This is a genomic window from Ancylobacter sp. IITR112 (genome assembly GCF_041415945.1).
GTDB lineage: Bacteria > Pseudomonadota > Alphaproteobacteria > Rhizobiales > Xanthobacteraceae > Ancylobacter.
The window spans coordinates 832334-858963 of record NZ_JBGCUS010000001.1 but is presented as its reverse complement, the minus strand read 5'-3'; the positions used below and the strand labels follow the sequence as shown (position 1 = coordinate 858963).

General features: G+C 68.6%; 26 protein-coding genes. 16 read left to right on the top strand and 10 right to left on the bottom strand.

The window, feature by feature from the left end; genetic code table 11:
* Positions 1-3 precede the first annotated feature (3 nt).
* The 6 genes from AAC979_RS03935 to AAC979_RS03910 all read left to right on the top strand — a co-directional run bounded on the left by AAC979_RS03935 (position 4) and on the right by AAC979_RS03910 (position 5802).
* Positions 4-510, top strand: coding sequence for a 3-hydroxyacyl-ACP dehydratase FabZ family protein (locus AAC979_RS03935; protein ID WP_371345514.1), 507 nt, complete (start codon positions 4-6; stop codon positions 508-510).
* Positions 503-1681 (top strand): beta-ketoacyl-ACP synthase, encoded by a 1179-nt coding sequence (locus AAC979_RS03930; RefSeq protein ID WP_371345513.1) that lies wholly within the window; start codon positions 503-505, stop codon positions 1679-1681. The genes AAC979_RS03935 and AAC979_RS03930 overlap by 8 nt, the downstream gene beginning before the upstream one ends.
* A gap of 39 nt (positions 1682-1720) precedes the next feature.
* Positions 1721-3001 (top strand): beta-ketoacyl-ACP synthase, encoded by a 1281-nt coding sequence (locus AAC979_RS03925; RefSeq protein ID WP_371345512.1) that lies wholly within the window; start codon positions 1721-1723, stop codon positions 2999-3001.
* The gene (locus tag AAC979_RS03920) at positions 2971-3750 is read left to right on the top strand and encodes an SDR family oxidoreductase (RefSeq protein ID WP_371345511.1); all 780 of its coding nucleotides are present in this window, start codon (positions 2971-2973) and stop codon (positions 3748-3750) included. Before AAC979_RS03925 ends, AAC979_RS03920 begins: the two co-directional genes overlap by 31 nt.
* A gap of 109 nt (positions 3751-3859) precedes the next feature.
* The gene (locus AAC979_RS03915; protein WP_371345510.1) at positions 3860-4882 is read left to right on the top strand and encodes a zinc-binding dehydrogenase; all 1023 of its coding nucleotides are present in this window, start codon (positions 3860-3862) and stop codon (positions 4880-4882) included.
* 14 nt (positions 4883-4896) lie between these two features.
* Positions 4897-5802: a lipid A biosynthesis lauroyl acyltransferase gene (locus tag AAC979_RS03910; protein WP_371345509.1), complete on the top strand. Its 906-nt coding sequence runs from the start codon at positions 4897-4899 to the stop codon at positions 5800-5802.
* A 69-nt stretch (positions 5803-5871) separates the two neighbouring features.
* Here AAC979_RS03910 and AAC979_RS03905 read toward each other — a convergent pair whose 3' ends face one another.
* Both AAC979_RS03905 and AAC979_RS03900 read right to left on the bottom strand, forming a co-directional pair.
* Entirely contained in the window at positions 5872-6981 is a 1110-nt protein-coding gene (locus tag AAC979_RS03905; RefSeq protein ID WP_371345508.1) for a polyamine ABC transporter substrate-binding protein, read from the bottom strand.
* A 113-nt stretch (positions 6982-7094) separates the two neighbouring features.
* A complete protein-coding gene (locus AAC979_RS03900; protein ID WP_371345507.1) occupies positions 7095-8504 on the bottom strand; it encodes a glutamine synthetase family protein in 1410 nt (469 codons plus the stop codon).
* Between the two features lie 195 nt (positions 8505-8699).
* Between AAC979_RS03900 and AAC979_RS03895 the strand changes: the two genes are divergently transcribed.
* On the top strand, positions 8700-10079 hold the full coding sequence (locus AAC979_RS03895; protein ID WP_371345506.1) for an aspartate aminotransferase family protein: 1380 nt from the start codon (positions 8700-8702) through the stop codon (positions 10077-10079).
* A gap of 78 nt (positions 10080-10157) precedes the next feature.
* On the top strand, positions 10158-11537 hold the full coding sequence (locus AAC979_RS03890; protein WP_371345505.1) for an aspartate aminotransferase family protein: 1380 nt from the start codon (positions 10158-10160) through the stop codon (positions 11535-11537).
* On the opposite strand, the gene AAC979_RS03885 is transcribed toward AAC979_RS03890, so the two are convergent.
* The 3 genes from AAC979_RS03885 to AAC979_RS03875 all read right to left on the bottom strand — a co-directional run bounded on the left by AAC979_RS03885 (position 11534) and on the right by AAC979_RS03875 (position 14137).
* A complete protein-coding gene (locus AAC979_RS03885) occupies positions 11534-12667 on the bottom strand; it encodes a hypothetical protein (RefSeq protein ID WP_371345504.1) in 1134 nt (377 codons plus the stop codon). The two genes, AAC979_RS03890 and AAC979_RS03885, sit on opposite strands and share 4 nt — an antisense overlap.
* Positions 12667-13005, bottom strand: coding sequence for a rhodanese-like domain-containing protein (locus tag AAC979_RS03880; RefSeq protein ID WP_371345503.1), 339 nt, complete (start codon positions 13003-13005; stop codon positions 12667-12669). The genes AAC979_RS03885 and AAC979_RS03880 overlap by 1 nt, the downstream gene beginning before the upstream one ends.
* Before the next feature lie 88 nt (positions 13006-13093).
* Positions 13094-14137 (bottom strand): DMT family transporter, encoded by a 1044-nt coding sequence (locus tag AAC979_RS03875; protein ID WP_371345502.1) that lies wholly within the window; start codon positions 14135-14137, stop codon positions 13094-13096.
* Positions 14138-14365: 228 nt separating this feature from the next.
* On the opposite strand from AAC979_RS03875, the gene AAC979_RS03870 reads away from it, so the two are divergent.
* The 4 genes from AAC979_RS03870 (at position 14366) to chrA (ending at position 18069) form a co-directional block, all read left to right on the top strand.
* Positions 14366-15232 carry a LysR substrate-binding domain-containing protein gene (locus AAC979_RS03870; protein WP_371345501.1) on the top strand — a complete coding sequence of 289 codons (867 nt, stop codon included), beginning with the start codon at positions 14366-14368 and terminating at the stop codon, positions 15230-15232.
* Between the two features lie 166 nt (positions 15233-15398).
* The gene (locus tag AAC979_RS03865; RefSeq protein ID WP_371345500.1) at positions 15399-15848 is read left to right on the top strand and encodes a hypothetical protein; all 450 of its coding nucleotides are present in this window, start codon (positions 15399-15401) and stop codon (positions 15846-15848) included.
* A 44-nt stretch (positions 15849-15892) separates the two neighbouring features.
* Positions 15893-16759, top strand: coding sequence for a hypothetical protein (locus AAC979_RS03860; protein ID WP_371345499.1), 867 nt, complete (start codon positions 15893-15895; stop codon positions 16757-16759).
* A gap of 92 nt (positions 16760-16851) precedes the next feature.
* Positions 16852-18069, top strand: coding sequence for a chromate efflux transporter (chrA, locus tag AAC979_RS03855; protein ID WP_371345498.1), 1218 nt, complete (start codon positions 16852-16854; stop codon positions 18067-18069).
* A 5-nt stretch (positions 18070-18074) separates the two neighbouring features.
* On the opposite strand, the gene AAC979_RS03850 is transcribed toward chrA, so the two are convergent.
* Positions 18075-18845, bottom strand: a complete 771-nt coding sequence (locus AAC979_RS03850; RefSeq protein ID WP_371345497.1) for an SDR family NAD(P)-dependent oxidoreductase — start codon at positions 18843-18845, stop codon at positions 18075-18077.
* A gap of 336 nt (positions 18846-19181) precedes the next feature.
* Here AAC979_RS03850 and AAC979_RS03845 point away from each other — a divergent pair, with 336 nt between their 5' ends.
* Both AAC979_RS03845 and AAC979_RS03840 read left to right on the top strand, forming a co-directional pair.
* Entirely contained in the window at positions 19182-19778 is a 597-nt protein-coding gene (locus AAC979_RS03845; RefSeq protein WP_371345496.1) for a protease inhibitor Inh/omp19 family protein, read from the top strand.
* A 264-nt stretch (positions 19779-20042) separates the two neighbouring features.
* Positions 20043-20279, top strand: a complete 237-nt coding sequence (locus tag AAC979_RS03840) for a transferase (RefSeq protein WP_371345495.1) — start codon at positions 20043-20045, stop codon at positions 20277-20279.
* Between the two features lie 19 nt (positions 20280-20298).
* Here AAC979_RS03840 and pssA read toward each other — a convergent pair whose 3' ends face one another.
* The 4 genes from pssA to AAC979_RS03820 all read right to left on the bottom strand — a co-directional run bounded on the left by pssA (position 20299) and on the right by AAC979_RS03820 (position 24408).
* On the bottom strand, positions 20299-21180 hold the full coding sequence (pssA, locus tag AAC979_RS03835; protein ID WP_371345494.1) for a CDP-diacylglycerol--serine O-phosphatidyltransferase: 882 nt from the start codon (positions 21178-21180) through the stop codon (positions 20299-20301).
* Positions 21181-21204: 24 nt separating this feature from the next.
* Complete coding sequence (locus AAC979_RS03830) at positions 21205-21903, bottom strand: phosphatidylserine decarboxylase (RefSeq protein WP_371345493.1); 699 nt, start codon at positions 21901-21903, stop codon at positions 21205-21207.
* Positions 21904-22039: 136 nt separating this feature from the next.
* Entirely contained in the window at positions 22040-23956 is a 1917-nt protein-coding gene (locus tag AAC979_RS03825) for an ABC transporter ATP-binding protein/permease (RefSeq protein WP_371345492.1), read from the bottom strand.
* A gap of 80 nt (positions 23957-24036) precedes the next feature.
* Positions 24037-24408, bottom strand: a complete 372-nt coding sequence (locus tag AAC979_RS03820) for an ArsR/SmtB family transcription factor (RefSeq protein ID WP_371345491.1) — start codon at positions 24406-24408, stop codon at positions 24037-24039.
* Positions 24409-24520: 112 nt separating this feature from the next.
* Here AAC979_RS03820 and AAC979_RS03815 point away from each other — a divergent pair, with 112 nt between their 5' ends.
* Together AAC979_RS03815 and AAC979_RS03810 are read left to right on the top strand one after the other, a co-directional pair.
* Positions 24521-25756: a hypothetical protein gene (locus AAC979_RS03815; protein ID WP_371345490.1), complete on the top strand. Its 1236-nt coding sequence runs from the start codon at positions 24521-24523 to the stop codon at positions 25754-25756.
* Positions 25757-25844: 88 nt separating this feature from the next.
* Positions 25845-26465, top strand: a complete 621-nt coding sequence (locus AAC979_RS03810) for a TIGR00730 family Rossman fold protein (protein WP_371345489.1) — start codon at positions 25845-25847, stop codon at positions 26463-26465.
* Positions 26466-26630 lie beyond the last annotated feature (165 nt).

Sequence of the window (26630 nt, the reverse complement as noted above, 5' to 3'; positions counted from 1 at the left end):
GTAATGCGCCTCGAATATTTCCAGATGATCGACAAGGTGGTTGAGCTCGACCTCGAGGCACGCACCTTGCGAACCGCCAACACCGTCCCGTGCGAGAGCCCGATCTTTGAAGGCCATTTCCCCGGGCACCCGTTGCTGCCGGGCGTTCTGCTGTTCGAGATCATGGCGCAGAGCTGCGGCATGCTGCTGCTGCGGCTTCACAATTACGACCGCATGGCGTTCCTCGCCTCGGTCGACAAGGGCAAGCTGCGCACCTTCGTGACGCCCGGGCAGGTGATCGAGGTGTTCGCCCGCCTCGATCATGACGGCTCGGGCTTCGCCCGTCTCAAGGCCGAGGGGCGCGTCGAGGGCAAGCTCGTCTGCAATGCCGACGTGACGCTCAAGACCATGCCGTTCCCCGCCCCGGAACTGCGCGGCTATCTGCTCTCCACCGCGGAGCGCATCGGCATGCCGATGGGCGAGACCGCGACCGACACGGCGGAAGCCGCAGGAAATCTCACGCATGTCTAATCGTCGCGACGTCTGGATCACCGGCATCGGGCTCGTTTCCTCGCTCGGTGAAGGACCGGAAGCGCATCGGCAGGCGCTGGCCTCCGGCGCCCGCCCGGTGATCGACGAATCGGGCTTCGCGCCCTATGTCGTGCACCCGCTGGCCCCGGTCAGCTTCGACGCGCAGATCCCCAAGAAGGGCGACCAGCGGCAGATGGAGCCGTGGCAGCGCATCGGCACCTATGCCGCCGGCCTCGCGCTGGATTCGGCCGGGATCAAGGGCGACAAGGACATTCTCGCCACGACCGACATGGTGGTGGCGGCGGGCGGCGGCGAGCGCGACCAGGCGGTCGATGGCGCCATTCTCAGCGAGATCGAGAAGCAGCCGAACCCCGAGGTCTTCCTCAACGAGCAGCTCCAGTCGAATCTGCGCCCGACCCTGTTCCTGGCGCAGCTCTCGAACCTTCTCGCCGGCAACATCTCCATTGTCCATGGCGTCACCGGCTCGTCCCGCACCTTCATGGGCGAGGAAAGCTCGGGCACGGACGCGGTGCGCATCGGCTGGTCACGCATCGCCGCCGGCACCAGCGAGATCGCGCTGGTAGGCGGCGCCTATAATGCCGAGCGGCGCGACATGCTGCTGCTCTTCGCCCTCAAGCGCCTCGCCATGCACGCCCCCTGGGCGCCGGTGCTGGCGGAGCCGAAGGGCGTGCCGACCGGCTCGGCCGGCGCCTTCCTGGTGCTGGAATCGCCCGAGCACGCCACGGCGCGCGGCGCCAAGCCCATCGCCAAGCTCTCCGGCGTATGGTCCGAGCGAGCCCGACGCAACGATCCCGGCGCCGTCGAGGCGGTGCTGGAACAGCTTTTGAAGACAGCCGGCGCCGGCGACGGAACCGCCGTGTTCTCCGCCGCGTCCGGCGCGCCCGAGCCGACGCAGGCGGAAGCCGCCGTGCTCGCCCGTTCCGGCCTGCCGGTGCGCTCCGTCACCGACCGCGTCGGCCATGGGCTGGAAGCGCAGATGCCGGTGGCGCTGGCGCTGGCGGCGCTCAGCGTCGCCGAGGGCAAGCTGTTCGCGCCGCTTGAGGGCGAAACGCTGGAAAAGCCTTTCGATGGCCCGCTTTCCCGTGCCATCGTGACCGCAGTGGGGCATTGGCGTGGGGAAGGCGTCGCGCTGGTCGAGCGCGCCGACTGACCCACCAGCCGGGAGCATATCGCTTCCGAGGAGCAGATCATGGCTTCCTATACCGACAAGGCCGGCCGGCCGATTGTCGTCGTCACCGGCATGGGGCTCGTCACCTCGCTCGGCCAGGGCAAGCAAGATAACTGGGCGAAGCTGACCTCCGGCGCGTCCGGCATTCACCGCATCACCCGCTTCCCCATCGACGCGATGCGCACCACCATCGCCGGCACGGTGGACTATCTGCCCCAGAGCCGGAGCACCGCGCCCGACCTCTCCGAGGAGCTGGCGACGCTGGCGGCGGAAGAGGCGATCGCCGAATCCGGCATTGGCGGCAAGGGCGCCTTCCCCGGCCCGCTGTTCTGCGCCGTGCCGCCGATCGAGCTGGAATGGCCGCAGCGCCGCATCCTCGCCCAGGAAGCCGCCCCCAATGCGCAGGTCTCCTATGACGACCTGCTGCGCGCCGCCGAGGCCCATGGCCACGACGCCTGGCACGAGCGCTTCCTCTATGGCTCGATCGCCGACCACCTCGCCGACCGCTTCGGCACCAAGGGCCAGCCGATCTCGCTGTCCACCGCCTGCGCTTCCGGCAACACCTCGATCCAGCTCGGCGTCGAGGCGATCCGGCGCGGCGACTGCGAGGCGGCGCTGTCCATCGCCACCGACGGCTCGGTGACGGCGGAAGCACTGATCCGCTTCTCTCTGCTCTCGGCGCTGTCGACCAATAACGACGTGCCGGAAGCCGCCTCCCGCCCCTTCGCCAAGAATCGCGATGGCTTCATCATCGCCGAGGGCGCCGGCGCGCTGGTGCTGGAGAGCCTGGAGCACGCGCTGGCGCGCGGCGCGAAGATCCTCGGCGTGGTCGAGGGCGTCGGCGAAATGGCCGACAGCTTCCACCGCACCCGCTCCTCGCCGGACGCCAAGCCGGTGATCGGCTGCATGCGCAACGCTCTTGCCGATGCCCATGCCGCGCCCGAGGCCATCGACTACATCAACGCCCATGGCACCTCGACGCCCGAGAACGACCGCATGGAGTTCACCGGCATGAGCGCCGTGTTCGGCGAGCGGCTGGCGGGCATCCCGATCTCGTCCAACAAGTCGATGATCGGCCATACGCTCACCGCTGCCGGTGCCATCGAGGCCGTGGTCTCGCTGATGACCATCGCCAATGGCCGCATTCCGCCGACCATCAATTACGAGCTGCCCGACCCGGCCATCCCGCTCGACGTGGTGCCGAACGTCGCCCGCGACGCCAAGGTCACGCGCGTGATGTCGAACTCCTTCGGCTTCGGCGGCCAGAATGTGTGCCTGATCCTCACGGGCGAACCCGCGTGAGCCAGCGCGTCCTCGTCACCGGCGGCGGGCGCGGCGTCGGCGCCGCCATCGTGCGCGCCCTCGCGCTCGCGGGGTTCGAGGTCGTCTTCACCGTGCGCACGGCCGAGGCCGAAGCGCAGGCGCTGATCGCCGCGATCACGGCCGAAAAGCCGGACGCCCGCCTTGAGGCCCGCGCGCTCGACCTCGCCGACAAAAGCGCGGTGGACGCCTTCGCCGCCGTCCTCGCGGAGGAGCCGACCTATTTCGGCTTCGTCCACAATGCCGGCATGAGCTACGACACGCTCGCGGCGCTGGTCGACCAGCACCGCGCCGAGCAGCTCATGCAGGTGAATTACTGGTCCTTCGTCAAGCTGGTCGGGGCGCTGGTGCGGCCGATGACGCGGGCGCGGGCCGGGCGCATCGTCGCCATCGGCTCCATCGCGGCGGATGTCGCCAATGCCGGCAATGCCATCTATGCCGGCTCCAAGGCGGCGCTGGCCGGCTATTGCCGCACGCTCGCCATCGAGAGCGCGCGGCGCGGGGTGACGGTGAACGTCGTCGCCCCCGGCTTCGTCGACACGGCGATGCTGGCGCCCTATGCCGCCTACCGCGCCAATGTCGAGAAGCAGATCCCCGCCGGCCGCTTCGCCGCGCCGGAGGATGTGGCGGGCGTGGTGTCGTTCCTGCTCTCGCCCGGCGCCGCCTATGTCACCGGCGCAACCCTGCCGGTGGATGGCGGCCTCACCGCCGCACTAGCCATACAGCGCTGATTTCGTTATCCACCCTCGTCCTTTCGCGGACGGCATCCATGCGCGCCCCTCCCCCGTGCTGACGGGACGCGGGGCGGGCCCTGCCGCCGCCGTCTGTCCGGAGTTGTTCATGCGCGCGCTTCAGCTGGTCTCCGACCGCGAACTCATCCTTACCGACCTGCCAGCCCCCGGCGCGCCGGAACCGGGCGAGGTGCAGGTCAGCGTCAAGGCGCTGGCGCTGAACCATATCGACGTGTGGGGCTGGCGCGGCATGGCCTTCGCCAAGCGCAAGATGCCGCTGGTGGTCGGGGCCGAGGCCGTGGGCGAAGTCACCGCCATTGGCGAGGGCGTCACCCGCTTCAAGCCGGGCTCCAAGGTCGCCATGTATGGCGCGCTCACCTGCGGCCAGTGCAAGATGTGCCGGCAGGGCCGTGACAATCTCTGCGAGGAAGTCGCCGGCGTGATGGGCTTCCATGTCGACGGCTTCGCCCGCGACCAGCTCAACATCAAGGAACGCCTGTGCGTGCCGATCCCGGACGGTATTTCCTGGACCGACGCCGCCACCGCGCCCGTCACCTTCTCCACTGTCGAGCACATGCTGTTCGACAACGCCAAGCTTGAGCCGGGCGAGACGATTCTGGTTCACGCCGCCGGCTCCGGCATCGGCACGGTGGCGATCCGCATGGCCAAGGAAATCGGCTGCACCGTCATCACCACGGCCGGCGACGACGAGAAATGCGCCAAGGCGAAGGCTCTCGGCGCCGATCACGTCATCAACTACAAGACCGACCGCTTCGAGCACGAGGTGCGCAAGATCACCAAGAAGAAGGGCGTCGACGTGGTGTTCGAGCATGTCGGCGCCGAGACCTGGAACGGCTCGCTGCTCTCCATGAAGCCGGGCGCGCGCCTCGTCACCTGCGGCTCGACCTCGGGCGTGTCGGTGAACATGAACCTCATGCAGCTGTTCCAGCGCCAGTACCGCATCATCGGCTCGTTCGGCGCGCCGATCCGCGCCATCGCCGACGGGCTGAAGCGGATGGAGCGCGGGGTGAAGCCGGTGATCGATTCCGAATTCCCGCTGGAGCAGTTCGGCGCCGGGCTGGAGCGACTGGAAACCCGCCGCGTGTTCGGCAAGGTCGTGATCACCTTCTGACGGGCGCGCGCCCCATGGCCAGCCACCGCCCCTGGACCACGCGCCTGCGCGATGCCGCGCTGTCGGCGGGCGTGTGGACGCTGATGCGCGTCATGCGGCTGCAGCCGCCGCGCTTCGCCTCGTGGAATGGCGGCTTCTGGGCCCGTCTGATCGGGCCCTACACCTCGATCCACCGGGTGACGCTGAAAAACCTGCGCCTCGCCTACCCCGAGAAGACCGAGGCCGAGCGCGAGGCGATCGCGCGGGGCATGTGGGACAATCTCGGCCGCATGGCCGGCGAGTTCGTCCATCTCGACCGCATCTGGCAGTACAATATGTGGGAGCCGGCCAAGAGCCGGATCGAGACCACGGGCGTGTCGAACTTCGTCGCCATGCGGGTGGACGGCAGGCCGGCGCTGGTGTTCACCGCCCATCTCGCCAATTGGGAACTGCCGGCCATCGCCGCCGCCGCGCAGGGGCTGGACAGCGCGGTGCTGTTCCGCGCGCCGGACAATTCCTTTTTCGCCGACCTCCTGTTCGAGGCGCGCAGCCGGGTGATGGGCAATCTGGTCGCCGCCTCGCATGTGGCGGTGTTCGAGCTCGCCGCCGTGCTCGACCAGGGCAAGCATCTCGGCATTCTCGTGGATCAGGCGCGCCGTGGCGGGCCCACCGTGCAGTTCTTCGGCCAGCCCTGCTCGGCCAACCCCACCATCGCCCGCCTCGCCCGGCTGTATGAGTGCCCGGTGCACGGCGTGCGCGTCATCCGCCTGCCGGAAGGCCGCTTCCGCATCCAGTGCACACCGGCGCTCAACCTGCCGCGCGACGCCAGCGGCCGCATCGACGTGGACGGGGCGATGCAGATGATCACCTCGGTGGTCGAAGGCTGGGTGCGCGAATATCCCGAGCAGTGGACCTGGTTCTACAAGCGCTGGCGGATGTGACCTTCGCCCCGCCGACAAAAAAGGCGCCCCTTGGGGCGCCTTTCATATGTTGAGCTGGATTATCGCCGCTCACTTGCCGCGCTTGAAGTCGTTCCAGGTGCGGGTGACGACGCGCTGGACCTTCTGCGGGTAGGTGGTGACGGTGAACAGCTTCTCCTGCGTCTCCTTGTCCGGGTAGATCGCGGGATTGTCGATGATCGCCTTGTCGATGTACTGCTGCGCGCCGAGGCTGCCGCTGGCATAGGAGATGAAGTTGGCGTTCTTCGCCGCCACTTCCGGCTTCATCATGTAGTTGATGAAGGCCAGCGCCTCTTCGGGGTGCGGGGCGTCCTTGGGGATGGCGAAATTGTCGAACCACATCAGCGCGCCTTCCTTGGGAATGACGTATTCGATGTTGATCGCCGGCTTGCCGGTCTTCTCCGCCGCTTCCTCGGCACGGGCCTTGGCCTGGAACACGTCGCCCGACCAGCCCAGCGCGATGCAGATGTCGCCGCCGGCCAGCGCGTTGATATAGCCAGAGGAATCGAACTTCTTGATGTATTTGCGGATCGGCGCCAGCAGCTTGCCGGCGGCCTCGATATCGGCCGGATCCTTGGAATTAGGATCCTTGCCGAGATAGCGCAGCGCGGTCGGGATCACCTCTTCCGGCCCGTCGAGGATGTAGACGCCGCAATCCTTCAGCTTGGCGAGCAGTTCCGGCTTGAAGATGATGTCCCAGCTATTGAGCGGAGTGTCGCCGAGGCGCTCCTTCACCTTGTCGACATTCATGCCGATGCCGGTCGTGCCCCACATATAGTTCACGGCATATTCGTTGCCGGGATCGTAGACGGCGAGGCGATCGGAGATCAGCGGCCACTGATACTGCAGGTTGGGCAGCTTGGCCTTGTCCAGCTTCAGGAACACGCCGGCCTGGATCTGCCGCTGCAGGAACGAGCCGGTGGGCACCACCACGTCATAGCCGGTCTTGCCGCCGAGGAGCTTGGTCTCCAGCACCTCGTTGGAATCGAAGACGTCGTAGCGGACCTTGATGCCGGTTTCCTTGGTGAACTCCTCCAGCACCGACTCGTCGATATAGTCGGACCAGTTGTAGACGTTCACGACCTTGTCCTGCGCCGCGGCCGGCGCGATGGCCAGCGCGGTCAGCAGACCGGCCGCAAGGGTCTTCAGGAGGCGGGACATCCTATTCTCCTCGGGAAAGCGTTGTTCGGGTGAAGTTTGGAACCTCATCGTACCAAGGCTAGAGCCTCAGCCGCGTTTGCTCAACCCGGTGTCTGCTCACCCCTTGCCCGTGCTCACAAATAGGTCTCGTACTCCAGCGGATTGATCCGCCGCTCGAAGGCGAAAAGCTCCGCCTCCTTCATGATGGCGAACACGCGCTGATATTCCGGCCCGAAGGCCCGGCCGACGAAATCGGAGCGGCCGAACAGGCGGATCGCCTCGCCCATGTCGTAGGACAGGCGCGGGGCTTCCTGCTCATAGGCATTGCCGGTCAGCGGCGGCGGCGGCTCCTCGCCGCGCTCGATGCCTTCCAGCATGCCGGCGAGGATCGCCGCTAGCACGAGGTGGGGATGGGCGTCGGCGCCGGCGATGCGGTGCTCCAGCCGGCGCGCCTTGGGCGGGCCGTTCGGCACCCGCACCGCCACGGCGCGGTTGTCATAGCCCCAGGAGACGCTGGTGGGCGCGTAGCTGCCGGGCACGAGGCGGCGGAAGCCATTATAGCTCGGCACATAGAGCACGGCGGTGTCGGCCATGGTGGTGAGCAGCCCCGCCGCGCAATGGCGCAGCAGCCGGTCACCCGCCTCGCCCGCGCCGAAGGCGTTGTGGCCGTCCGCGTCGGTCAGGCTGACATGCACATGCATACCCGAGCCGGCGAAGTCGAGGAAGGGCTTGGCCATGAAGCTCGCCCGCACCCCATGCTTTCGGGCGACGCCGTCGATCAGCCGGCGCAGCAATATGGCGTCGTCCGCCGCCGCCATCGGGTCGCGGCGGTGATAGAGGTTGACCTCATACTGGCCGGGCGCGGCTTCCGAGATTACCGTATCGGCCGGCAGCCCCTGGATGCGCGCGGCCTCGCGAATGTCGTGCAGCAGCGGCGCATAGGCGTCGAGGTCGGACATGGAATACATGTTCTGCCGCGCCGGGCCGCTGGAAGAAGCGGGAAACACCGGCTCGGGCAGGCCGTTCGGCCCCGGCGCCGGCTTCAGCAGGTAGAATTCCAGCTCGAACGCCACGCAGGGAGTCAGCCCCAGCGCGGCGAGGCGCGCGACCTGCGCCGCCAGCTTGTGGCGCGGGTCGAGGTCCCATGGCCGCTCGCCGCCGCGCCCGTCCGGCTCATACATGGACAGCATCACTTGCGCCGCCGGGCGCGGCGACCACGGCACCGGCTTCAGCGTGCCCGGCACCGGCCGGCAGATGCCGTCGCGGTCTCCGGTCTCGATATGGATGCCGGTTTCCTCGACCTCGCGGCCCCAGATGTCGAGCCCGAAGATGGAGAGCGGAATGGCGACGCCGTCGCCCCAGATCTTGCCCCCTGCCCCGCCGGGAATCCATTTGCCGCGCAGCACCCCATGGGTGTCGGGCAACAGCACCTCGACGATCTCCGGCGCACCATGGGCGGCGACATAGGTGCCGAATTCGTCGATTTGCGGAACGGTTTCGCGGGCAGCCGCCGTGGCGTCTCCCACGGCTTCGGGCAATGGCATGATCCACCTGGTAAAAGTCGACACGTCAATTCTGGTCACGGTGCGGGGGCCTCGGTCAAGCCGCCTCTGCGCGGCCGCATCGGCGACGGCCCCCACGCCGAACGGACGCCCTTGTGCCATGCGCCAAGGCTTGACGCACGCAAAATGTGATCACATTGTGCGAGGCAGTTCCCGTCTCTCACGCGAGTGCGCGTCATGACCCTGCCGAAAACCACCGCCGAACTGCGTGCGCTCGATGCCGCCCATCACCTCCACCCGTTCAGCGACATGAAGTCACTGAATGCTGAGGGCTCGCGCATCGTGGTGAAGGCGGAAGGCGTCTGGCTGACCGATTCCGACGGCAACCGCATCCTCGACGGCATGTCGGGCCTGTGGTGCGTCAATGTCGGCTACGGCCGCGAGGAGATCGTCGAGGCGGTGGCGGCGCAGCTGCGCGAGCTGCCCTATTACAACACCTTCTTCAAGACCACCCACCGCCCGGCCATCGAGCTGTCGGCCAAGCTGGCCGAGCTGACGCCGCCGCAGTTCAACAAGGTGTTCTTCACCGGCTCGGGTTCGGAATCCAACGACACGGTGATCAAGCTCGTCCGGCGCTATTTCCAGATCAAGGAAAAGCCGGAGAAGAAGATCATCATCTCCCGCCGCAACGCCTATCACGGCTCCACCGTCGCCGCCGGCAGCTTAGGGGGCATGGCGCCGATGCATGGGCAGAGCGCGGTCATTCCCGACATTGTCCATATCGCCCAGCCCTATTTCTGGGGCGAGGCGCGGCAGGGCGAGACGCCGGACGAGTTCGGCCTGCGCACCGCCCGCGCGCTGGAAGCCACCATCGACGCCATGGGCGAGGATCGCATCGCCGCCTTCATCGCCGAGCCGATCCAGGGCGCCGGCGGCGTGATCATCCCTCCCGCCAGCTACTGGCCGGAAATCGCCCGCATCTGCCGCGAGCGCGACATCCTGTTCATCTCCGACGAGGTGATCTGCGGCTTCGGGCGCACCGGCAACTGGTTCGGCTGCGAGACCTTCGGCACCGAGCCGGACATTCTGGTCATGGCCAAGGGCATCACCTCGGGCTACATGCCGCTCGGCGGGGTCATGGTCGCGGACCGCGTGGCGGAGGTGCTGCATGAGGGCGGCGACTTCAACCATGGCTACACCTATTCCGGCCACCCCGCCGCCTGCGCCGCCGCGCTGGCGAACCTCGCCATCATGCAGCGCGAGGATCTCGTCGGCCGCGTCGCCAATGATGTCGGCCCCTATCTCAAGGCGCGCTGGAGCGCGCTCGCCGAGCACCCGCTGGTCGGCGAGGCGCCGATGGTCGGGCTCGTCGGCGCGCTTGAACTGACACCGGACAAGCTTGGGCGCACCAAATTCCCCGATGTCGGCAAGGTCGGCACGCTGGCGCGCGACTTCTCGTTCAAGAACAACCTCGTCATGCGCGCCGTGCGTGATCGGCTGATCATCGCCCCGCCGCTCGTCATCTCGCATGAGGAATGCGACGAACTGGTCGCCCGCGCCCGCAAGACGCTCGACGAGACCTTCGCCGAGCTGAAGCGCTGGGGCTGGGTGCGCTGATCGCGCCGCCCGCGCCGAAACGTGCTTAAATGCGCCCCTCGGGGCGCACTGGCGCCAACACAACGCACGAGTCCGGACATGAACGCCGTGACCTCCTTCTCCGAAGGACCGGGCGTCCCCCGCTCCCGCACCGCCGCACTGCGGTCCGAAGCGGAAGCGCTTTACCTCGGCACCCGGCCGCGGACCCGTGCCGCGGCGGAAGCTGCCGCGCATCTGCTCGACGGCGTGCCCATGCACTGGATGGTCGACTGGTCGACGCCGGTGCCGCTGGTCATCGCCGAAGCCAGCGGCGCGCGGCTGGTCGATGTCGACGGCCATGGCTATGACGATTTCTGCCTCGGCGACACCGCCTCGCTGTTCGGCCACGGGCCGGCGCCGGTCGCGGCGGCGCTGGCGCGGCAGGGACAGCGCGGCCTCGCCACCATGTTGCCCAGCCCGGATGCGGCGGTCGTCGGCGATCTCTTGAGCGCGCGTTTCGGCCTCCCCTACTGGCAGATCGCCACCACCGCCACCGATGCCAACCGCTTCGCCCTGCGCGCCGCCCGCGCCGCCACCGGACGCCCGCGCATTCTCGTGTTCGATGGCGCCTATCACGGCGCGGTGGACGAGACCTTCGTCGAGATCGGCCCGGACGGACGCGCCGCCAACCGCCCCGCGCTGATGGGCGAACCGCGCGACCTCGCCCAGCTCACCCGCGTCGTGCCGTTCAACGACCTCGACGCGCTGGAAGCAGCGCTCGCCGACCGCACCGTCGCCTGCGTCATCACCGAGCCGGTCATGACCAATTGCGCCATGGTGCTGCCCCGCCCCGGCTTCCATGAGGGGCTGCGCGAGATCACCCGCCGCCACGGCACGCTGCTGCTGATCGACGAGACGCACACCCTCTCCACCGGGCCGGGCGGCTATACTCGCGCGCACGGGCTGGAGCCGGACATGTTCGTCGCCGGCAAAGCGGTGGCCGGCGGCATTCCCGCCGCCGTGTGGGGCCTGACGGCCGAGATGGCGGAACGTTTCCGCACCGCCCGCATCAACCGGCCCGACGGCCATTCCGGCATGGGTACGACGCTGTCCGGAAGCCCGCTGCAGCTCGCGGCCCTGCGCGCCAATCTCGAAGAAGTCGCCACCGACGCGGCCTATGAACATATGAACCACCTCGCCGACCGTATGGAGGCGGGGCTGGCGCGGGTGCTGGCCGATGCCCGGCTACCCTGGCATGTCGCGCGCTGCGGCGCGCGGGTGGAAGTGGTGCGCGCGCCCGCCCCGCTCACCGATGGGCGGCAGGCCAAGAGCGCGCATTACCCGGCGCTGGAAGCAACGATCCACCTCGCCCTGCTGGTGCGCGGGGTGCTCATCTCGCCCTTCCACGACATGATGCTCGCCTCGCCCGCCACCAGCGCCGAGCAGGTGGACCGGCTCGTCGCCGCCACCGCCAATGTGGTGGAACGGCTGGTCGGCTAAAGCCTCAGCCGCCAGCGCCGCCAGGGCGCGGCCTTGGCCGTCCGTGTCTCCAGCGCGGAGAGGCGCTGGCCCAGGGAATGAACGGCGCGCAGAAGCAGCGCGTTCTCGGCGCGGAGCTTGTCGATATCCGAGCACTCCGCCACCTGCTCCGGTCGCACCGGCGGAAACAGCGGCGCCGATCCGAGCTGCGGCACGTAGCGCGCCTTGAGCGCTTCGTCCTCCGCCTCCACCTGCTCCAGCAGCGCGCGTCGCTGGTCGAGACTGAGGAAATAGGAGCCGGAGCCGGACTTGTAGGCCGCCGGCCCGATGAGCTCCGACAGCGTACCAAGCACCGCATTGTCGTCCTGATCGGTGAACAGATCGCGCGCGCGGTTCATCAGATCGGAGAGATGCTCGCTGGTGCTGGGATTGACCGGCGTCGGGCGCACCATGCCGGGAAAGGACAGGCCGGTGACCTCAAGGAAGTGCGCCGTCACGTCGCCCTCGGGAAAGATGTCCCGGCGGAACGGAAACACGGCCATCGCCGCAAGCCCGGCCTGGTCTTCCCACGCCCGCAAGGCCGCAAGCCAGCCGGGGAAACCGTGATCCTTCCAGTAGGCCTCAGGCGAGGCATGGCTCTTGATGCCCCATTGCTGCCAGGCCGCGATCAGGAAGTCGTCCCACCGGCGGACATAGGCCACGATCTCCGGCACGAAACCGGCGGCCCGCGCCGCGGGGATCAGCATGCCGGCGACGGCGGGGCGCAGCAGCAGGTTTTCCGCGCTGATCACCAGCGTAGCGGCGGATCGCTCATCCATGGCGACGGCGAGGTCTCTGAAACGGCGCGCGAGTTCCTCGGCGCCGTCCGGCCGGCCGCTCAGCGCGTCGAAATAGCCGACCTGGCCATAGATCATGTCCTCCTCGGCATCCATCCGGTCGGATGCCAGCAGCACGCCGCGGGCGGCCAGGGACGCGCTATTGGCGGTGAGCGCCACCTGTATCGCCGAACTCCCGCATTTCGGCCCGCCGACATGCAGCAGCAGCCGCCGGGCGCGCGGCTGCGGCTCGCGCGCGGCTCGCGCCTTCGCGCGCCGCGCGGCCAGCGCCTCGCGCCAGCGTCGGGGAAGGCGGAAACCGCCCCTGCCGCCCATCAGCCCTGCGTCGTCTCGAAGCCGGCTTCCTTCCACGCGAGAATGCCGCCCGCCATGTGACGGTGGAAATCGCGGCCGGCCGCCTGCGCAGCGGCGGCGGCCTTCTGCGAACGCTGGCCGGACCGGCAGGAGAACACCAGCATCTTGTCGCCGGGATCCGGCAGGGCGGCGGCGTCGAAGGTGGACAGCGGAAACTCGACCGCGCCGGGAATGCGCTCGGCGGCGGTCTCGTTCGGCTCGCGCACGTCCACGAGAAGGATGGTGCCGTCCTCAAGGCCGGCCTTCACCTGCTCGACCGTCAGATTCTCGATCACGCCACCGAACGGATTGGGCTGCATCGTCGTGCTCCTTGGCTGCGGACACGAGGTAGTCCCCCCGGCCGCTCCGCGCAAGCCCGGCGCGCCCGGCCGCGCGCGAGACGACCGTTCAGTTCGGCCGCGCGGTGGTGACGCCGGCAACGACCAGCAGCCCGCCCGCCAGAACCACCAGCGAGGGAACCTCGCCGAACAGCAGCGCCGCGAGGCTGGTGCCGACGACGATCTGCAGCAGCAGCACGACGGAGATCACCCCCGCCGGCAGCCGGCCGAGCGCGAAGGTGGCGAGACCCTGCCCGGTGGCATGGGCGATCAGCCCGAGGCCAATCACCGCCAACAACCCCTGCAGCGACTGGGGGACCAGCACTTCGCCGTTCACCACCGCCCAGCCGAGGCAGACGACGGCGCCGGTGGCGCTGGCGACCAGAGAGACCATGCCGCCGCCGAGCGGCACCGCATCGCCGCGCCCGGCCCGCCGCACCGCGCGCGTCACCAGCATGTAGCCGGCATAGGCGAGCGCGGCGCCGACGCAGAGCAGGTCGCCGATCACGCTGACCGGGCGGCTGCCCGCGTGCGGCGCGCCGACGGCGCTTGAGCCGATGATGATGAACGTGCCGGCCAGCGCAAGCACCAGCGCGATCAGCAGCCCGCGTGTCGGCCGTTCGCGCAGGATCAGCCAGCCGAAGACGAACACGAACACTACGGCGAGGTTGCCGAGCAGCAGCGCATTGGCGGTGCTGGTCAGCGCCAGCCCCTTGTGGAACACGATCAGATCGGCGCCGAAGAACACGCCGGCCAGCATCGCCAGCAGCACCTGCCGCAGCGAGGGGCGCAGCGCCGTCGCACCGGCGAGACGGGCCTGGCGCAGGCGCGAGCGGTGCTCGGCATAGGCCCAGACCACGGCCGGCCCGAGGGCGAAGAACAGCCGCCAGAAGCCGATGGAAGCCGGCCCGGCATCGGCCAGCCGCACCAGCGGCGCCGAGAAGCCGATGCACATCGCCGCCAGCACCACCGCGGCAAAGGCCTGCCGGCGCAACTGGGTCTCATGGAGGGCCGAAGGGGAAGCGGTGGCAGCAGACGACAGGCCGGGCGACGCGCTGGCAAGGGGAAGACCCCCGAGCGACGGCTCGATGGCGGCGGCAGGAGGCGGAGACATTGCCGAACTCGACAGGTGCAAGGAATAATGAGCGCTGCACTCGATCCGGATCGCCCCCGGCGCCGGCGCCGGTGCGGGCCGGTGTCGGCAGGCCCAGGGCAGCTTGTCTACCGCATCGGCTGAAATCGCGAAAGCGAGTTTATTTTGTCATTCCATCATGCTTTCTGATATAACGCCGTGGCGCTCGTCAGGGCGCGTCCCTACTCATCCGGCGGACCGGAGGGCGCGATGCGACATCTCGACACCGAATCGCTGGGCATGCTGATCGCCATTGTCGACACGGGCGGGTTCACCGCGGCGGCCGAGCGCGTCGGTCGCACCCAGTCGGCGGTATCGGCCCGCATCGCCCAGCTTGAGGACAATCTCGGCGTGCGTCTGCTGGAGCGCTCGCGGCGCGGCATCTCGCTCACCGAGACAGGGGAGCGCCTCGTCGCCCATGCCCGCCGGCTGCTGGCCTATGAGAGCGAGGCGCTGGCCGATCTCAAGGGCGGTACGCCGGAAGGCAGCGTGCGCGTCGGCATGCCGGACGATTATGTCGACGCCTATTTCACCCCCACCATCGCCCGCTTCGCCGCCGCCTATCCGCGCGTGGAGATTTCCATCCGCGCCGATCTCTCCAAACATATCGAGCCGGAAGTCGAGCGCGGCCACATCGACGTGGCGCTGCTGACCCGCGACAGCACCCGACCGACCGGCGAACTGATCAAGCGCGAGAAGCTGCTCTGGCTGGCGGCGCGCGGCTATCGGCCGGAGCGCAGCTCGCCGCTGCCGCTGGCGCTGTTTCCCACCGGCTGCCGCGCCCGCCCGCACATCGCCTCCAGCCTCGACAAGGCGGGCTTGAGCTGGCGGGTGGCCTGCACCTCTTCCTCGCAGGGCGGAATCCATGCGGCGATCGAGACAGGTCTGTGCATCACCGCCCTGCCGGAGTGCGCCGCGCCGGCGGACTGGCGCCGGCTCGGCCCGGCCGATGGCCTGCCGCCGCTGCCGGACATCGAGGTCGCGCTGTTCCTCGCCCCCGCCGCCTCCTCCGCCGCCCGCCGCCTCGCCGACATGCTGCGCGCGGCGCTGGCGATGCCGGTGGTGGAAGCGGCCTGAAGCCGGGCGGCGGCGCAGCCGGCCGCCACCGCCGGGACGACACCGCACCATCGCCGGCACCAGAGACGGCGACATATACCTGTAGTTGCTGGTGTCCATTTACAGCAATTTAAGATTGATCTACCGTTCCCAGGACTTTGCGTCGGGCCCTGGGGAGATGACGACAATGCCGCCCGCTGACGGACCTGTGCAGGCTTTCCGGCAGATCGTCGCTGGAACACTGCTCCTCGCCTACTGCCTGCCGGTCATTGTTGTAACCATCTACGCCGCCCTGATGGTCAGCCCCATCACATGGGAGCTCGAAGATCCCGGCCTTCTCGGCAAAATCTCCTCATTCGCGGAGAACTCGGCCGGGATGCTGAACCTCCTGCGCCAGGTCCTGCTACCGCTGATTGCTGCCCTGACGGCCAATCTGCTCGTCCACAACGGCCATACCCGCTTCCTCTTCGGCGTGCTGGTACTGGTTTCCACGCTGGCCCTGCTGTCCAGCCTGATCGGCACCTTCCTCTTCGCGCCCGACAACTGGGACAAGGCAGCAACCAACCGGGCGTTCTTTTCCGATATCGCTTCCTCGCTGGCCGTCTACGTCATGCTGCTTGTGGGTCTGAAACTATGACGGTGCGCCGCTTCCCACGCCTTCTGCGGGCCGCCTTGACGACCATGCCGGGCCTCCTGGCCGCCATGGTGGCCACGCCTCTCCACGCGCAGGAGGCCCCGCCCGTGGGGCCGCAACTGACCTTGAAGCTCACCGCCGATCCCGAGAATGCACTTCGCCGGGTCTCGATCTGGCGCAACGGCAACCAGATCGTGCTGACCGAGGCCCCGGCGGGGCCGGCCCGCATCGAGCTTTCACCGCCCTTGCCGGAAACGCTCTGGCTGGTGGCGGACTGGAAGGGCGGGCACGAGTTTTCGGCCTACCCCATCGTGCTGGTGCACAGCCTTGCCGGCCAGCAGGCCGAGGTGATGTTCGTGAAGGACCCGCCGACGCCGCCATCGAACACCGCCATTCAGAAGCAGTGCGGTCAGTCATCCGTCACCAGCGTTCCCCACGCATTTCAAATGTACTTCACCTGCAAGGCCGCCGCCGTGGCCGATCCGAGCGATTTCGGCATCACCCGGCGCGCGGCGCTCCAGGGGTGGCTGAAGGCCAATCTGTATCTCGCCAAGGTGATGAAGCCGATCTCGCCTTTTGCCTATGACGACGACCTCGCCGCCGCCCTGCGCGACGTTCTCGACAGAGGCGGAAGCGAACGTGGCTGGCAGCCGCTGCGTCTTGCCGATGCGCGCGACTTCATCAACGCCTATGACGCGCGCGACATGCGCCTCTACCCGCTCATTGCCGAGCTGAAGGACAGCGGCAATCTGGAGGCGGCGATGGCGGTGCTGAATTATGTCACGGCCGCCTATGACAGGATTGTGGGCAAGGACGGGACGCAGCCGGTGGACCGCATCGACCGCACCGTGCTGAACAATACCAGAGCCTATCTCGAAACGCTGATGGGCGCGGGCGTCCCCGGACGCGGTTAGTCTGCGGCCCGGCGCCCCGCATCCGCCCCTGCACCCGGCCCGTCATCCAAAATTCACATGCAGCGCGCGCCCGGGCGGGCTAACGCTGCGCCATGAGCGATGCATCGGCTTCCGCACGTCCCGCCCGCGAGGGCACGCCCGGCGAGGTGTTCCTCGCCTTTCTGCGCCTCGGCCTGACCTCCTTCGGCGGGCCAGTGGCGCATCTCGGCTTCTTTCGCGAGGATCTGGTGAAGCGACGAGGCTGGCTGAGCGAGGAGAGCTATGCCAGCCTCGTCGCGCTTTGCCAGTTCCTGCCCGGCCCGGCCTCCAGCCAGGTCGGCATGGCGATCGGGCTGATGCGCGCCGGCCCGGTCGGCATGGCCGCGGCCTGGGCGGCGTTCACCCTGCCGTCGGCGCTGCTCATGCTCGCCTTCGCCTATGGGGTGACGCATGCCGATGCCGCCGGCCTCGGCGGCGGCTGGCTCGCCGGGCTGAAGGTCGCGGCCGTGGCCATCGTCGCCGACGCCGTGCTCGGCATGGCGAGGAACCTCTGCCCGGACCGGGCCCGCCGCACCGTCGCCCTCCTCGCCGCCGCCGTCGCGGCGCTGGTGCCCGGCGCCCTCGGCCAGATCGGCATCATCGCCGGCGGCGCTCTTGTCGGCCTTGCCCTGCTGCGGCTCGACGGCGTGCCGATGGCCGAGCCCGCCCGGCACCATCTGCCGGGGCGAACCGCCTCGCTCGCCGCCTTCGCCCTGTTCGCGCTGCTGCTCATGGGCCTGCCGCTGCTGGCGCAGGCGACCGGCAATCCCGGTGTCTCCCTGTTCGACACGCTGTATCGCGCCGGCGCGCTGGTGTTCGGCGGCGGCCATGTGGTGCTGCCGCTGATCGAGGCCGAACTGGTGCATCCTGGCGGGCTGACGCGGGAGGTGTTTCTCGCCGGCTATGGCGCGGTGCAGGCGGTGCCGGGCCCGCTGTTCTCCTTCGCCGCCTATCTCGGCGCGATGATGCCGGTGCCGCCCAATGGCGCGGCCGGCGCTGCCCTGGCGCTGGTGGCGATGTTCCTGCCCTCGGCGCTGCTGGTCTATGGCGCGCTGCGCTTCTGGACCCGGCTGTCCACGGATCGCCGGGTACGCGACGCGCTCGCCGGCATCAATGCCGCCGTGGTCGGCCTGCTCGGCGCGGCGCTGTGGGACCCGGTGGTGAGCACGGGCATCACCTCCAGCCGCGCCTTCGCGCTGGCGCTGCTGGCTTATCTCGCGCTCGTGCTGTGGAAGGTGCCGGCCTGGGCGGTGGTCGCCGGCGCCGCCTTGGGCGGCGCCGTCCTTCTCTAAAGGGCTTAACCGCGCGCGACCTTGAACGGGGCGAAGCTCTGGCAGGTGGCGAAGGCCTGGATGCGGTTGATGTTGACCCGGCGCGGCAGTGTCGCGGCGAAGAACACCTGTTCCGCGATATCCTCGGCCGTCATTGCCTCGGTGCCGGCATAGACATTCTCCGACTTCGCGGCATCGCCATGGAAGCGCACCAGCGAGAACTCGGTCTCCACCATGCCCGGCTCGATATTGGTGACGCGCACGCCGGTACCGGCGACATCGGAAATCAGGTTGAGCGCGAACTGCTTCACGAAGGCCTTGCTGGCGCCATAGGCATTGCCGCCGGGATAGGGGTAGTCGCCGGCCACCGAGCCGGTGAACAGCACATGCCCCTCCTTCGCCTCCACCATGGCGGGCAGGGTGGCGCGGACGGTGTAAAGCAGGCCCTTGATGTTGGTTTCCACCATGTCGTCCCAGTCCTTCAGGCTGGCGGCATGGGCCGGCTCCAGTCCCAAGGCGAGCCCGGCATTGGCGAACACGACATTGAACCGGGCAAAGGCCTCCGGCACCGCCGCCAGCGCGTCGACGAGGGCTTCATTGTCACGCACATCCACCTCCAGCGGGTGGAAATGGCTGCCGAGTTCGTCGCGCAGGGCGATCAGCCGGTCGGCGCGGCGGCCGGTACCGACGACATGGGCGCCCGCCAGCGCGAAGCGCCGGGCGGTGGCGGCGCCGATGCCGGAGGTGGCTCCGGTGACAAGGACACGCAGGGTGGCGGGATCCAGCATCTGATACATGGCGCAGCTCCTTTTCGCTGCAACGCACTTAAACCAGTTCGCGGCAAAACTGAACGCTGCCGAGGCGCGGCCGGCCGCTGCCATGGGAGGACCCGCGGCGGCGTTAAGCCTTCCTTGAGCATAACCGCGCCAAATGTCGGCCTGCGGTGCCCCTGCCCCTGCTGCACGGCGTTAGGGTCACGCTGATGCCATCTTCCCCACCGAAACAGGGCCACCCTGTTTCCGCGCGGAGGCGGGGTCGGCCGCAGGGAAAATGCGCATGTCGCGCATGGCCCTGCCCGGTGTAGGTTTGCAGGAAACGCCCGGCGCGCTCGGCCGGGTGGGGAGTACGACTTGATGAAGTGCACCGCCCTCGTCCTCACGTCCGCAACCGCCCTGCTTCTCGGCGGCTGCAGCACCGTGCTCGACGGGTTCGGCGACAAGGCGTCCAGTCCCGTCGAAACCAGCCAGATCACCCCGGCGCCGTCAGGCTCGGTTGAAAGCTCCCCGGTGGCGGCCCCCGTCTCCGCCACCTATGGCGCCTCCGCCGCCACCGCAGCCGCCGCCGTCACCCCGACGAACCAGGGCTCGGCCACGCCCGTCGCCCTCGCCGCGCCGCCGGCGGCCACCGCGCCGGGCGGCGTCGCCTATGCCGAGCCGGGCGCCGCCCGCACCCAGCTCGCGGGCACCTGGAACTATGGCTGGGACAACGGCCAGAAGAGCTGCAAGGTTACCCTCTCCACCGATCGCGGCATGTCCGGCTTCGCCGCCACCGCCGATGTCGACTGCCCCAACGACATCTTCATGACCAAGGGCTGGGACGTCTGGGGCAACGAGATCGTGCTGCAGAACCATGTCGGCAAGGTCACCGCCCGGCTGCAGCCTGCCGGCGCGGGCCAGTATGACGGCGTCGCCACCGGCGACGGCGCCAAGGTCACGCTCTCGCGCAGTTGACCGCCCGCGCCCCGAAACGGCGCCTCCGCTCACCGTCTTCCATCGACGTTCACTCCGGAAAGCCCGGTCGCAAGGCGGGGATAAGCTGGCGCGCGTCTTCGTACTGTCTCGTATGGCGGGCAGGCTCACGCTGTGAGAGCGTGAGCGCACTCCCGCTCACATCACCGGGAACGCGGATTTAGTTCGTGCGTTTGGCGTTCGGCGCGCTCATCTTAAGCATGAGCAAAGCCGATTGATTCGTGACGGCGATCGGAGGAAGTTGTGATGCTGCAGTCAGCGCGCGTGACAGTGACGGCTCCGGCCCCCGCCCCGCTCCGCGCGGCCGAGCCCCGCATCGCCTTTGGTCGCCCCGATGCCGCAAGCGCGGCCCAGATGATGGCCCAGCATCTCGACCTCGCCCGCCCCGACTCGGACGCCGAAGCGCTGCGCCTGCTGCGGCAGGCCTTTCCCGCCGTGCCGCTGTCGGCCCGGGTTGAGGCGATGAAGGCCCGCGCCCGCTGAGCGGCGGGCGCTCAATCATCTAGTTCAGCGGACCCGGCCGGTCCTCATGCGCCCCGCCCGCCAGTGGGGCAGAATGGAGCGCGCCGGCGTTTTCATGGGCCCGGTGCTGCTCATGCTCGCGCGCCAGCTTGTTGTAGCGCATGACCGAGAAGGGCAGCGCCGCGAGATAGGCGACGCAGATCACCGAGAGCACCGCCCAGGGCCAGGTCACCAGCACCGCGACGAACAGCACCACGCAGACGAACAGCGGCAGCACCTTGTCGCGGGGAATGCGCGCGCCCAGCCGCTTGCCGGAATAGGCCGGCAGCTTGGAGACCATGAGCAGCGCCATCGCCAGACAGTAGAACGCCGCCACCGCCGGCGAGGCGACAAGGCGCGGCAGGCCGATGAGTTCCAGATAGACCGGCAGCAGCACGCAGATCGCCCCGGCCGGCGCGGGTATGCCGGTGAAGAAATCGCTGGCGAAGGCCGGCTTGTTCGGGTCTTCCAGCATCACGTTGAAGCGGGCGAGGCGCAGCGCGGCGCAGATGGCGAAGGCCAGCGCGGCGATCCAGCCGACCGAGCCCAGCGTTTCCAGCCCCCACATATAAAGCACCAGCCCCGGCGCCACGCCGAAGCAGACGAAATCGGACAGACTGTCCAGTTCCGCCCCGAAGCGCGACGTGCCCTGCAGCATGCGCGCCAGCCTTCCGTCGAGGCCGTCGAGTACCGCCGCGAGCACGATGGCCCCGAGCGCCAGTTCCAGCCGCCCCTCGATCGCCATGCGGATGCCGGTGAGGCCGGCGCACAGCGCCAGCAGCGTCACCAGATTGGGCAGCAGCACGCGCAGCGGCACCGCCTGGAAGCGGCGGCGCGGCGGCTCGGGGGCATTCGGCTCAAAAGGCGCAAAAGGATCGGCCATCGCACGCTCGCTTCTTGAGGGAACTCAGTCGACGCGGAAGGTCGGCTCGGCGCCCAGCGCCGCGCGATCCGCCAGCACGGTTTCGCCGGCGATGGCGCGCTGGCCTTCGGCGACCAGCGGGCGGGTGCCGAGCGGGAGATAGACATCGACGCGCGAACCGAACCGGATCAGCCCGAAGCGCTCGCCAGGCGCCAGCAGGTCGCCCTCGCGCACGAAGCTGACGATGCGGCGCGCCACCAGCCCGGCGATCTGAACGACGCCCACCGGCCCGATGGCGGTGTCGAGCACCATGCCGCTGCGCTCATTATCCTCGCTCGCCTTGTCGAGATCGGCGTTGAGGAACTTGCCCGGCCGATAGGCGATGCGGGTGATGCGCCCCGCCAGCGGCGCGCGGTTCACATGCACATCGAACACATTCATGAAAATGCACACGCGCGGCAGCGGCAGGTCGCCGAGGCCGAGTTCGGCCGGCGGCACGGCGGGGCCGACCAGGCAGACGCGGCCATCGGCGGGGGAGACGACCAGCCCCTCGCGCACCGGCGTCACCCGCTCGGGATCGCGGAAGAAATAGCAGATCCAGGCCGTGATCAGCACGCAGATCCAGCCCAGCGGCGGAAACAGCCACAGGAACAGCAACGCCACGGCGGCGCCGATCAGGATGAAGGGATAGCCCTCGCGGTGGACGGGGGCGAGACCGCTGCGGATCGAATCGAGGACGGACATCAATTGGCCTTTCTGCCCGGCGCCCCTGGGGCCTGCGCCGGGTTCTGCGGCGAGAGGTAGGGCCAGCCGGCCCAGCCGTCAAATGCCGGATGCGCGACATGGTTCCGCATCGGCACCCGCCCGCCCGCGCCCAGGCTCAGACCAGCGCCGCGTCCGGCTCGTTCTCGTCCTCCCCCTCGGCCTCTTTCAGCGTCTCGCGGGCGCGCTCGGCCTCGCGCTGGCGCTCCCACATGGAATGGTAGAGCCCGCCGCGGTCCATCAGTTCGCCATGGGTGCCGCGCTCGGCGATGCGGCCATGCTCCAGCACGATGATCTCGTCCGCTCCGACCACGGTGGAGAGCCGGTGCGCGATGACGAGCGTGGTGCGCCCGCGCGAGACGCGCTCCAGCGCGTCCTGGATCTCGCGCTCGGTGTGACTGTCGAGCGCCGAGGTCGCCTCGTCGAGAATGAGAATCGGCGGGTCCTTGAGGATGGTGCGGGCGATGGCGACGCGCTGCTTCTCGCCGCCGGAGAGCTTGAGCCCGCGCTCCCCGACTTCCGTCGCATAGCCCTTGGGCGTGCGGCGGACGAAACCGTCGATCTGCGCCAGTTCCGCCGCCCGCACCACCTCCTCGTCGGAAGCGCCGGCGCGGCCGTAGCGGATATTGTAGCCGAGCGTGTCGTTGAACAGCACCGTGTCCTGCGGCACCATGCCGATGGCGGCGCGCAGGCTCGCCTGCGACACTTCGCGAATGTCCTGCCCGTCGATCAGGATGCGCCCGGCATTCACGTCGTAGAAGCGGTACAGAAGCCGCGAAATGGTCGACTTGCCCGCGCCCGAAGGCCCGACGATCGCCACGGTGCGCCCCGCCGGCACCTCGAAGCTGACCCCTTTCAGGATTTCGCGGTCGGGATCGTAGGAGAAGCGCACCTCCTCGAACCGCACTGCCCCGCCCGCCAACGCCAGCTTCGGCGCGCCGGCACGGTCGCGGATTTCCGGCGAGCGGGCGAGAATGGCGAACATCGCCTCGATGTCGATCAGCGACTGCTTGATCTCGCGATAGATCATGCCGAGGAAGTTCAGCGGCTGATAGAGCTGGATCATCATGGCATTGACCATGACGAAGGAGCCGACCGACTGCCGCCCGGCGCGGATGTCCATCACGCACAGCACCATCACGGCGGTAAGGCCGAGGGTGAAGATCGCCGCCTGCCCGGCATTCAGCCAGGCCAGCGAGGTGTGGGTGGTGACGGTGGCGCGCTCATAGCGGGCCATGGAGCGGTCATAGCGCTCGGATTCCCACTTCTCGGCGCCGAAATACTTCACCGTCTCGTAATTGAGCAGGCTGTCGACCGCCTTGGCGTTCGCCTCAGTGTCGCTCTCGTTCATCGCCGCGCGGATGCCCATGCGGTACTCCGTCATCACGAAGGTGAAGACGGTATAGCCGACGATCATGCCAAGCGTGGCGGCGACATAGCGCCAGTCGAACTGCCAGAACAGCACGCCGATCACCATGGCGAATTCGAGGATGGTGGGGCCGAGATGCAGCACCAGCATGCGCACAATGGTCTCGATGCCCTCGCGCGAACGCTCCAGCACCCGCGTCAGCCCGCCGGTCTTGCGCTCGAGATGAAAGCGCAGGGACAGCGCGTGCATGTGCTGGAAGGTCTCCAGCGCGAGGCGCCGCACGGCATGGATCGCCACCTTGGCGAACAGCCCGTCGCGCCACTGGGTCAGCCCCGCCATGACGATGCGCGAGAGGCCATAGGCGAGCGTGAGCATCAGCGGGCCGGCGACCAGCCAGGCGATGGTGTCGGTGGAGATGCGCGCACCCTCGCCCTCCGCCACCGCGTCCGTCGCCCATTTGAAGAAGAAGGGCGTGGACAGGGTGGCGATCTTGGCCAGCACCAGCAGCAAGAGGCCCCAGACGACGCGGGCGCGCAGATCGGCCCGGTCGGCGGGCCAGAGATAGGGCCACAGCCCCTTTAGCGCGATCAGCAGGCTGCCGCGCGGGTTGATCTCGGACGCTTTGGACGGGCGGGCGGCAGCGGGAGCGCCCTGAACTGCGGACATGCGGATTTCCGTTCTTCTCAAGCGCGGGCGGCGGCGGCCCGGTGCGGGTCAGTCGTCGTCCAGATGGTGACGAAGCGCGCTCAGGCCAGGGCGCCCTCGCGCGGATCAGGGTTGCCGGCCTCGCCCGGCTCGGGCGGAGTCGCCGCCAGCAGGGCCAGCAGCGGCACCACCTCGCCCGCCAGCGCCGTCACCGTCACGCGGTCGAGGCAGTAGCAGGAGCGCGGCCCGTCAATAGTGCCGGTGATCAGCCCCGCCTCCTTCAGCACCTTGAGATGCTGGGAGACGGTGGACTGCGCCAGGGTGAGGCCGCGCACGATTTCGCCGCACTGGCAGCGCCCGGTCTGCGCCAGCGCGCGGAGAATCGCCAGCCGCGCCGGATGCGCCAGCGCCCGCAGGCGCAGCGCCAGCATCTCGTCGGCATCGGAAAGCGCGGCGGCGTCGGTCATCGCCATCGTTTATCGTCGATTGACGATGATTTCAAGACGGCGAAGCGGCAACCGATGGTCGCGACAGGTACGCCATTGCCGCCCATACTGGTGGGCGCCCCGTCAAAAGGAATGATTCGTGTCTCGCCAGCATGCCACCCCTCTCCTTTTAGGCAGTGACAGCAGCATCGCCCCGCTGAAACTCTCGCCGCTGGCGATGCAGGCCGGCGACGGCGCCGTTGCCGAGGCCGACATTCAGCGGCTGGTGCATGAGCACCCCACCGTCCTGCCGATCGAGGAGATCGACCCCACTTTCGCCGGCGCCGTTTCCATCTGCCGCGAGCTGCGCACGCCTGCCGGACCGATCGACAATTTCCTGGTCACGCCGGGCGGCCTGCCGGTGCTGGTGGAATGCAAGCTGTGGCGCAATCCCGAAGGGCGGCGCGAGGTCGTCGGCCAGATACTCGACTACGCCAAGGAGCTCAGCCGCTGGACCCAGTCCGACCTTCAGCGCGAAACGAATGTAAGGCTGCGGACAACCGGCAACATCCTTCTGCAGAAGGTGCGCGAGGTCGCCCCTGAGGTGGACGAAATCGCCTTCAACGACGCCTTGAGTTCCAATCTGCGGCGGGGGCGGTTCCTCTTGCTCATCGTCGGCGACGGCATTCGCGAAGGGGTCGAAGCCATCTCCGAGTATCTTCAGCGGCACGCCGGCCTTCACTTCTCCTTCGGTCTGGTCGAACTCCCCATCTTCGTTCTTCCCGATGGAAGCCGTCTGGTCACGCCGCGCGTGCTGGCGCGGACGGTCAATATCGTCCGTCAGGTCGTCGCCGTGCCGGAAGGTATGGCCGTGGCTGACCTCGCCTCCGAGGACGAAAACACCGAGGTGCTGGACCCCGACCAGGCGGAACTGGCGGCAAAGCGCCAGCAGTTCTGGAAAGAGTTCCTCGCCGTGCTGAAGCTCGACGACCCCGACCAACCGATTCCCCGTCCCGCGCGGCAGGGCTATCTCAGTTTCATGTTCCCGGCGCCGAATGGCAGCAGCTGGCTGACCGTCTATCGCGACATGAAGAAGAACGAGCTGGGCGTGTTCCTGTCCGCCTCGCGCAACAGCGCGGGAGAATACGCGGCGGCGACGATCGCCGAAGAGTGGCACGCCGTTCAGCCCCAACTGGGGGGCACGGCGGCGCTCTGGACGGACAGCTATGGCCGCCCGAAGGTCAGCGACCATCGCAGCTTCCCGGACCTTGAAAAGCCCGGCCAGCGCGCCCTCGCCTTCGCATGGCTCGCCGAACGGGTGAACACCTTCGTCAATGTCCTGCGCCCGCTTGTCCGCTCCGCCGTAGACGATTATCGAGCGCGGGAGGGGGTGTGAGCGACCCTTGCGGAACCTCGACACCCCGCCGCAACTTCATCTCGCGCGCCCGCCGGGCGGACTTGACGGGCCTTTTGCGCAGTGCACCATGGTGGCCATGACAAAGATCAAGAGCATTTGCGTCTATTGCGGCGCGGCCACGGGGGCCGATGCCGTCTATCTCGAAACCGCCATCGCCCTCGGGCGCCTGCTGGCCGCCGAGGGCATACGCCTCGTCTATGGCGGTGGCGGCGTCGGGCTGATGGGGGCCACCGCCCGCGCCTGCGCCGAAGCGGGCGGCAAGGTCACCGGTATCATCCCGGATTTCCTGATGGGCAAGGAACAGGCCTTCGACCACGCCCATGAGCTGATCGTCACCAAGGACATGCATGAGCGCAAGCGGCTGATGTTCGAGCGGGCGGATGCCTTCATCGCCCTGCCCGGCGGCATCGGCACGCTGGAGGAGCTGATCGAACAGCTCACCTGGGTGCAGCTCAACCGCCACTCCAAGCCGGTGATGGTGCTCAACATCGCCAATTTCTGGGACCCGCTGCTGACCCTGCTCGATCACATGCAGGCGACCGGCTTCGTCAATGTCGCCCGTCCGGTGAAGCTGCTGGTGGCGCATAATGTGCGCGCCGTCCTGCCTAAGCTGCACGGCGCCGTCGCCCATCTCGGCGAGGGGGAGTTGCACGGCGCGGCCGAGGAGCGCGTGCTCGACCGGATGTGAGGACGCCGTCGTCGCAGGCGCCCTCCTCCGTGACGTTCCAACGTCCAGCGCCAACACGTGGATGGCCGGGACAAGCCCGGCCATGACGCTCATCGACGATGACGGTGAGGCGCGCCGCCCCCAGAGCACCGTCATCCCCGGGCTTGGCCCGGCGATCCATGACTT

What these genes read in the sequence shown, in the direction of transcription:
- AAC979_RS03935 (WP_371345514.1), top strand. Translation starts at nt 4, where the DNA reads ATGCGCCTCGAATATTTCCAGATGATCGACAAGGTGGTTGAGCTCGAC.
- AAC979_RS03930 (WP_371345513.1), top strand. Translation starts at nt 503, where the DNA reads ATGTCTAATCGTCGCGACGTCTGGATCACCGGCATCGGGCTCGTTTCC.
- AAC979_RS03925 (WP_371345512.1), top strand. Translation starts at nt 1,721, where the DNA reads ATGGCTTCCTATACCGACAAGGCCGGCCGGCCGATTGTCGTCGTCACC.
- AAC979_RS03915 (WP_371345510.1), top strand. Translation starts at nt 3,860, where the DNA reads ATGCGCGCGCTTCAGCTGGTCTCCGACCGCGAACTCATCCTTACCGAC.
- AAC979_RS03910 (WP_371345509.1), top strand. Translation starts at nt 4,897, where the DNA reads ATGGCCAGCCACCGCCCCTGGACCACGCGCCTGCGCGATGCCGCGCTG.
- AAC979_RS03905 (WP_371345508.1), bottom strand. Translation starts at nt 6,981, where the DNA reads ATGTCCCGCCTCCTGAAGACCCTTGCGGCCGGTCTGCTGACCGCGCTG.
- AAC979_RS03900 (WP_371345507.1), bottom strand. Translation starts at nt 8,504, where the DNA reads ATGCCATTGCCCGAAGCCGTGGGAGACGCCACGGCGGCTGCCCGCGAA.
- AAC979_RS03895 (WP_371345506.1), top strand. Translation starts at nt 8,700, where the DNA reads ATGACCCTGCCGAAAACCACCGCCGAACTGCGTGCGCTCGATGCCGCC.
- AAC979_RS03890 (WP_371345505.1), top strand. Translation starts at nt 10,158, where the DNA reads ATGAACGCCGTGACCTCCTTCTCCGAAGGACCGGGCGTCCCCCGCTCC.
- AAC979_RS03885 (WP_371345504.1), bottom strand. Translation starts at nt 12,667, where the DNA reads ATGGGCGGCAGGGGCGGTTTCCGCCTTCCCCGACGCTGGCGCGAGGCG.
- AAC979_RS03880 (WP_371345503.1), bottom strand. Translation starts at nt 13,005, where the DNA reads ATGCAGCCCAATCCGTTCGGTGGCGTGATCGAGAATCTGACGGTCGAG.
- AAC979_RS03875 (WP_371345502.1), bottom strand. Translation starts at nt 14,137, where the DNA reads ATGTCTCCGCCTCCTGCCGCCGCCATCGAGCCGTCGCTCGGGGGTCTT.
- AAC979_RS03870 (WP_371345501.1), top strand. Translation starts at nt 14,366, where the DNA reads ATGCGACATCTCGACACCGAATCGCTGGGCATGCTGATCGCCATTGTC.
- AAC979_RS03865 (WP_371345500.1), top strand. Translation starts at nt 15,399, where the DNA reads ATGCCGCCCGCTGACGGACCTGTGCAGGCTTTCCGGCAGATCGTCGCT.
- AAC979_RS03860 (WP_371345499.1), top strand. Translation starts at nt 15,893, where the DNA reads ATGCCGGGCCTCCTGGCCGCCATGGTGGCCACGCCTCTCCACGCGCAG.
- chrA (WP_371345498.1), top strand. Translation starts at nt 16,852, where the DNA reads ATGAGCGATGCATCGGCTTCCGCACGTCCCGCCCGCGAGGGCACGCCC.
- AAC979_RS03850 (WP_371345497.1), bottom strand. Translation starts at nt 18,845, where the DNA reads ATGTATCAGATGCTGGATCCCGCCACCCTGCGTGTCCTTGTCACCGGA.
- AAC979_RS03845 (WP_371345496.1), top strand. Translation starts at nt 19,182, where the DNA reads ATGAAGTGCACCGCCCTCGTCCTCACGTCCGCAACCGCCCTGCTTCTC.
- AAC979_RS03840 (WP_371345495.1), top strand. Translation starts at nt 20,043, where the DNA reads ATGCTGCAGTCAGCGCGCGTGACAGTGACGGCTCCGGCCCCCGCCCCG.
- pssA (WP_371345494.1), bottom strand. Translation starts at nt 21,180, where the DNA reads ATGGCCGATCCTTTTGCGCCTTTTGAGCCGAATGCCCCCGAGCCGCCG.
- AAC979_RS03830 (WP_371345493.1), bottom strand. Translation starts at nt 21,903, where the DNA reads ATGTCCGTCCTCGATTCGATCCGCAGCGGTCTCGCCCCCGTCCACCGC.
- AAC979_RS03825 (WP_371345492.1), bottom strand. Translation starts at nt 23,956, where the DNA reads ATGTCCGCAGTTCAGGGCGCTCCCGCTGCCGCCCGCCCGTCCAAAGCG.
- AAC979_RS03820 (WP_371345491.1), bottom strand. Translation starts at nt 24,408, where the DNA reads ATGGCGATGACCGACGCCGCCGCGCTTTCCGATGCCGACGAGATGCTG.
- AAC979_RS03810 (WP_371345489.1), top strand. Translation starts at nt 25,845, where the DNA reads ATGGTGGCCATGACAAAGATCAAGAGCATTTGCGTCTATTGCGGCGCG.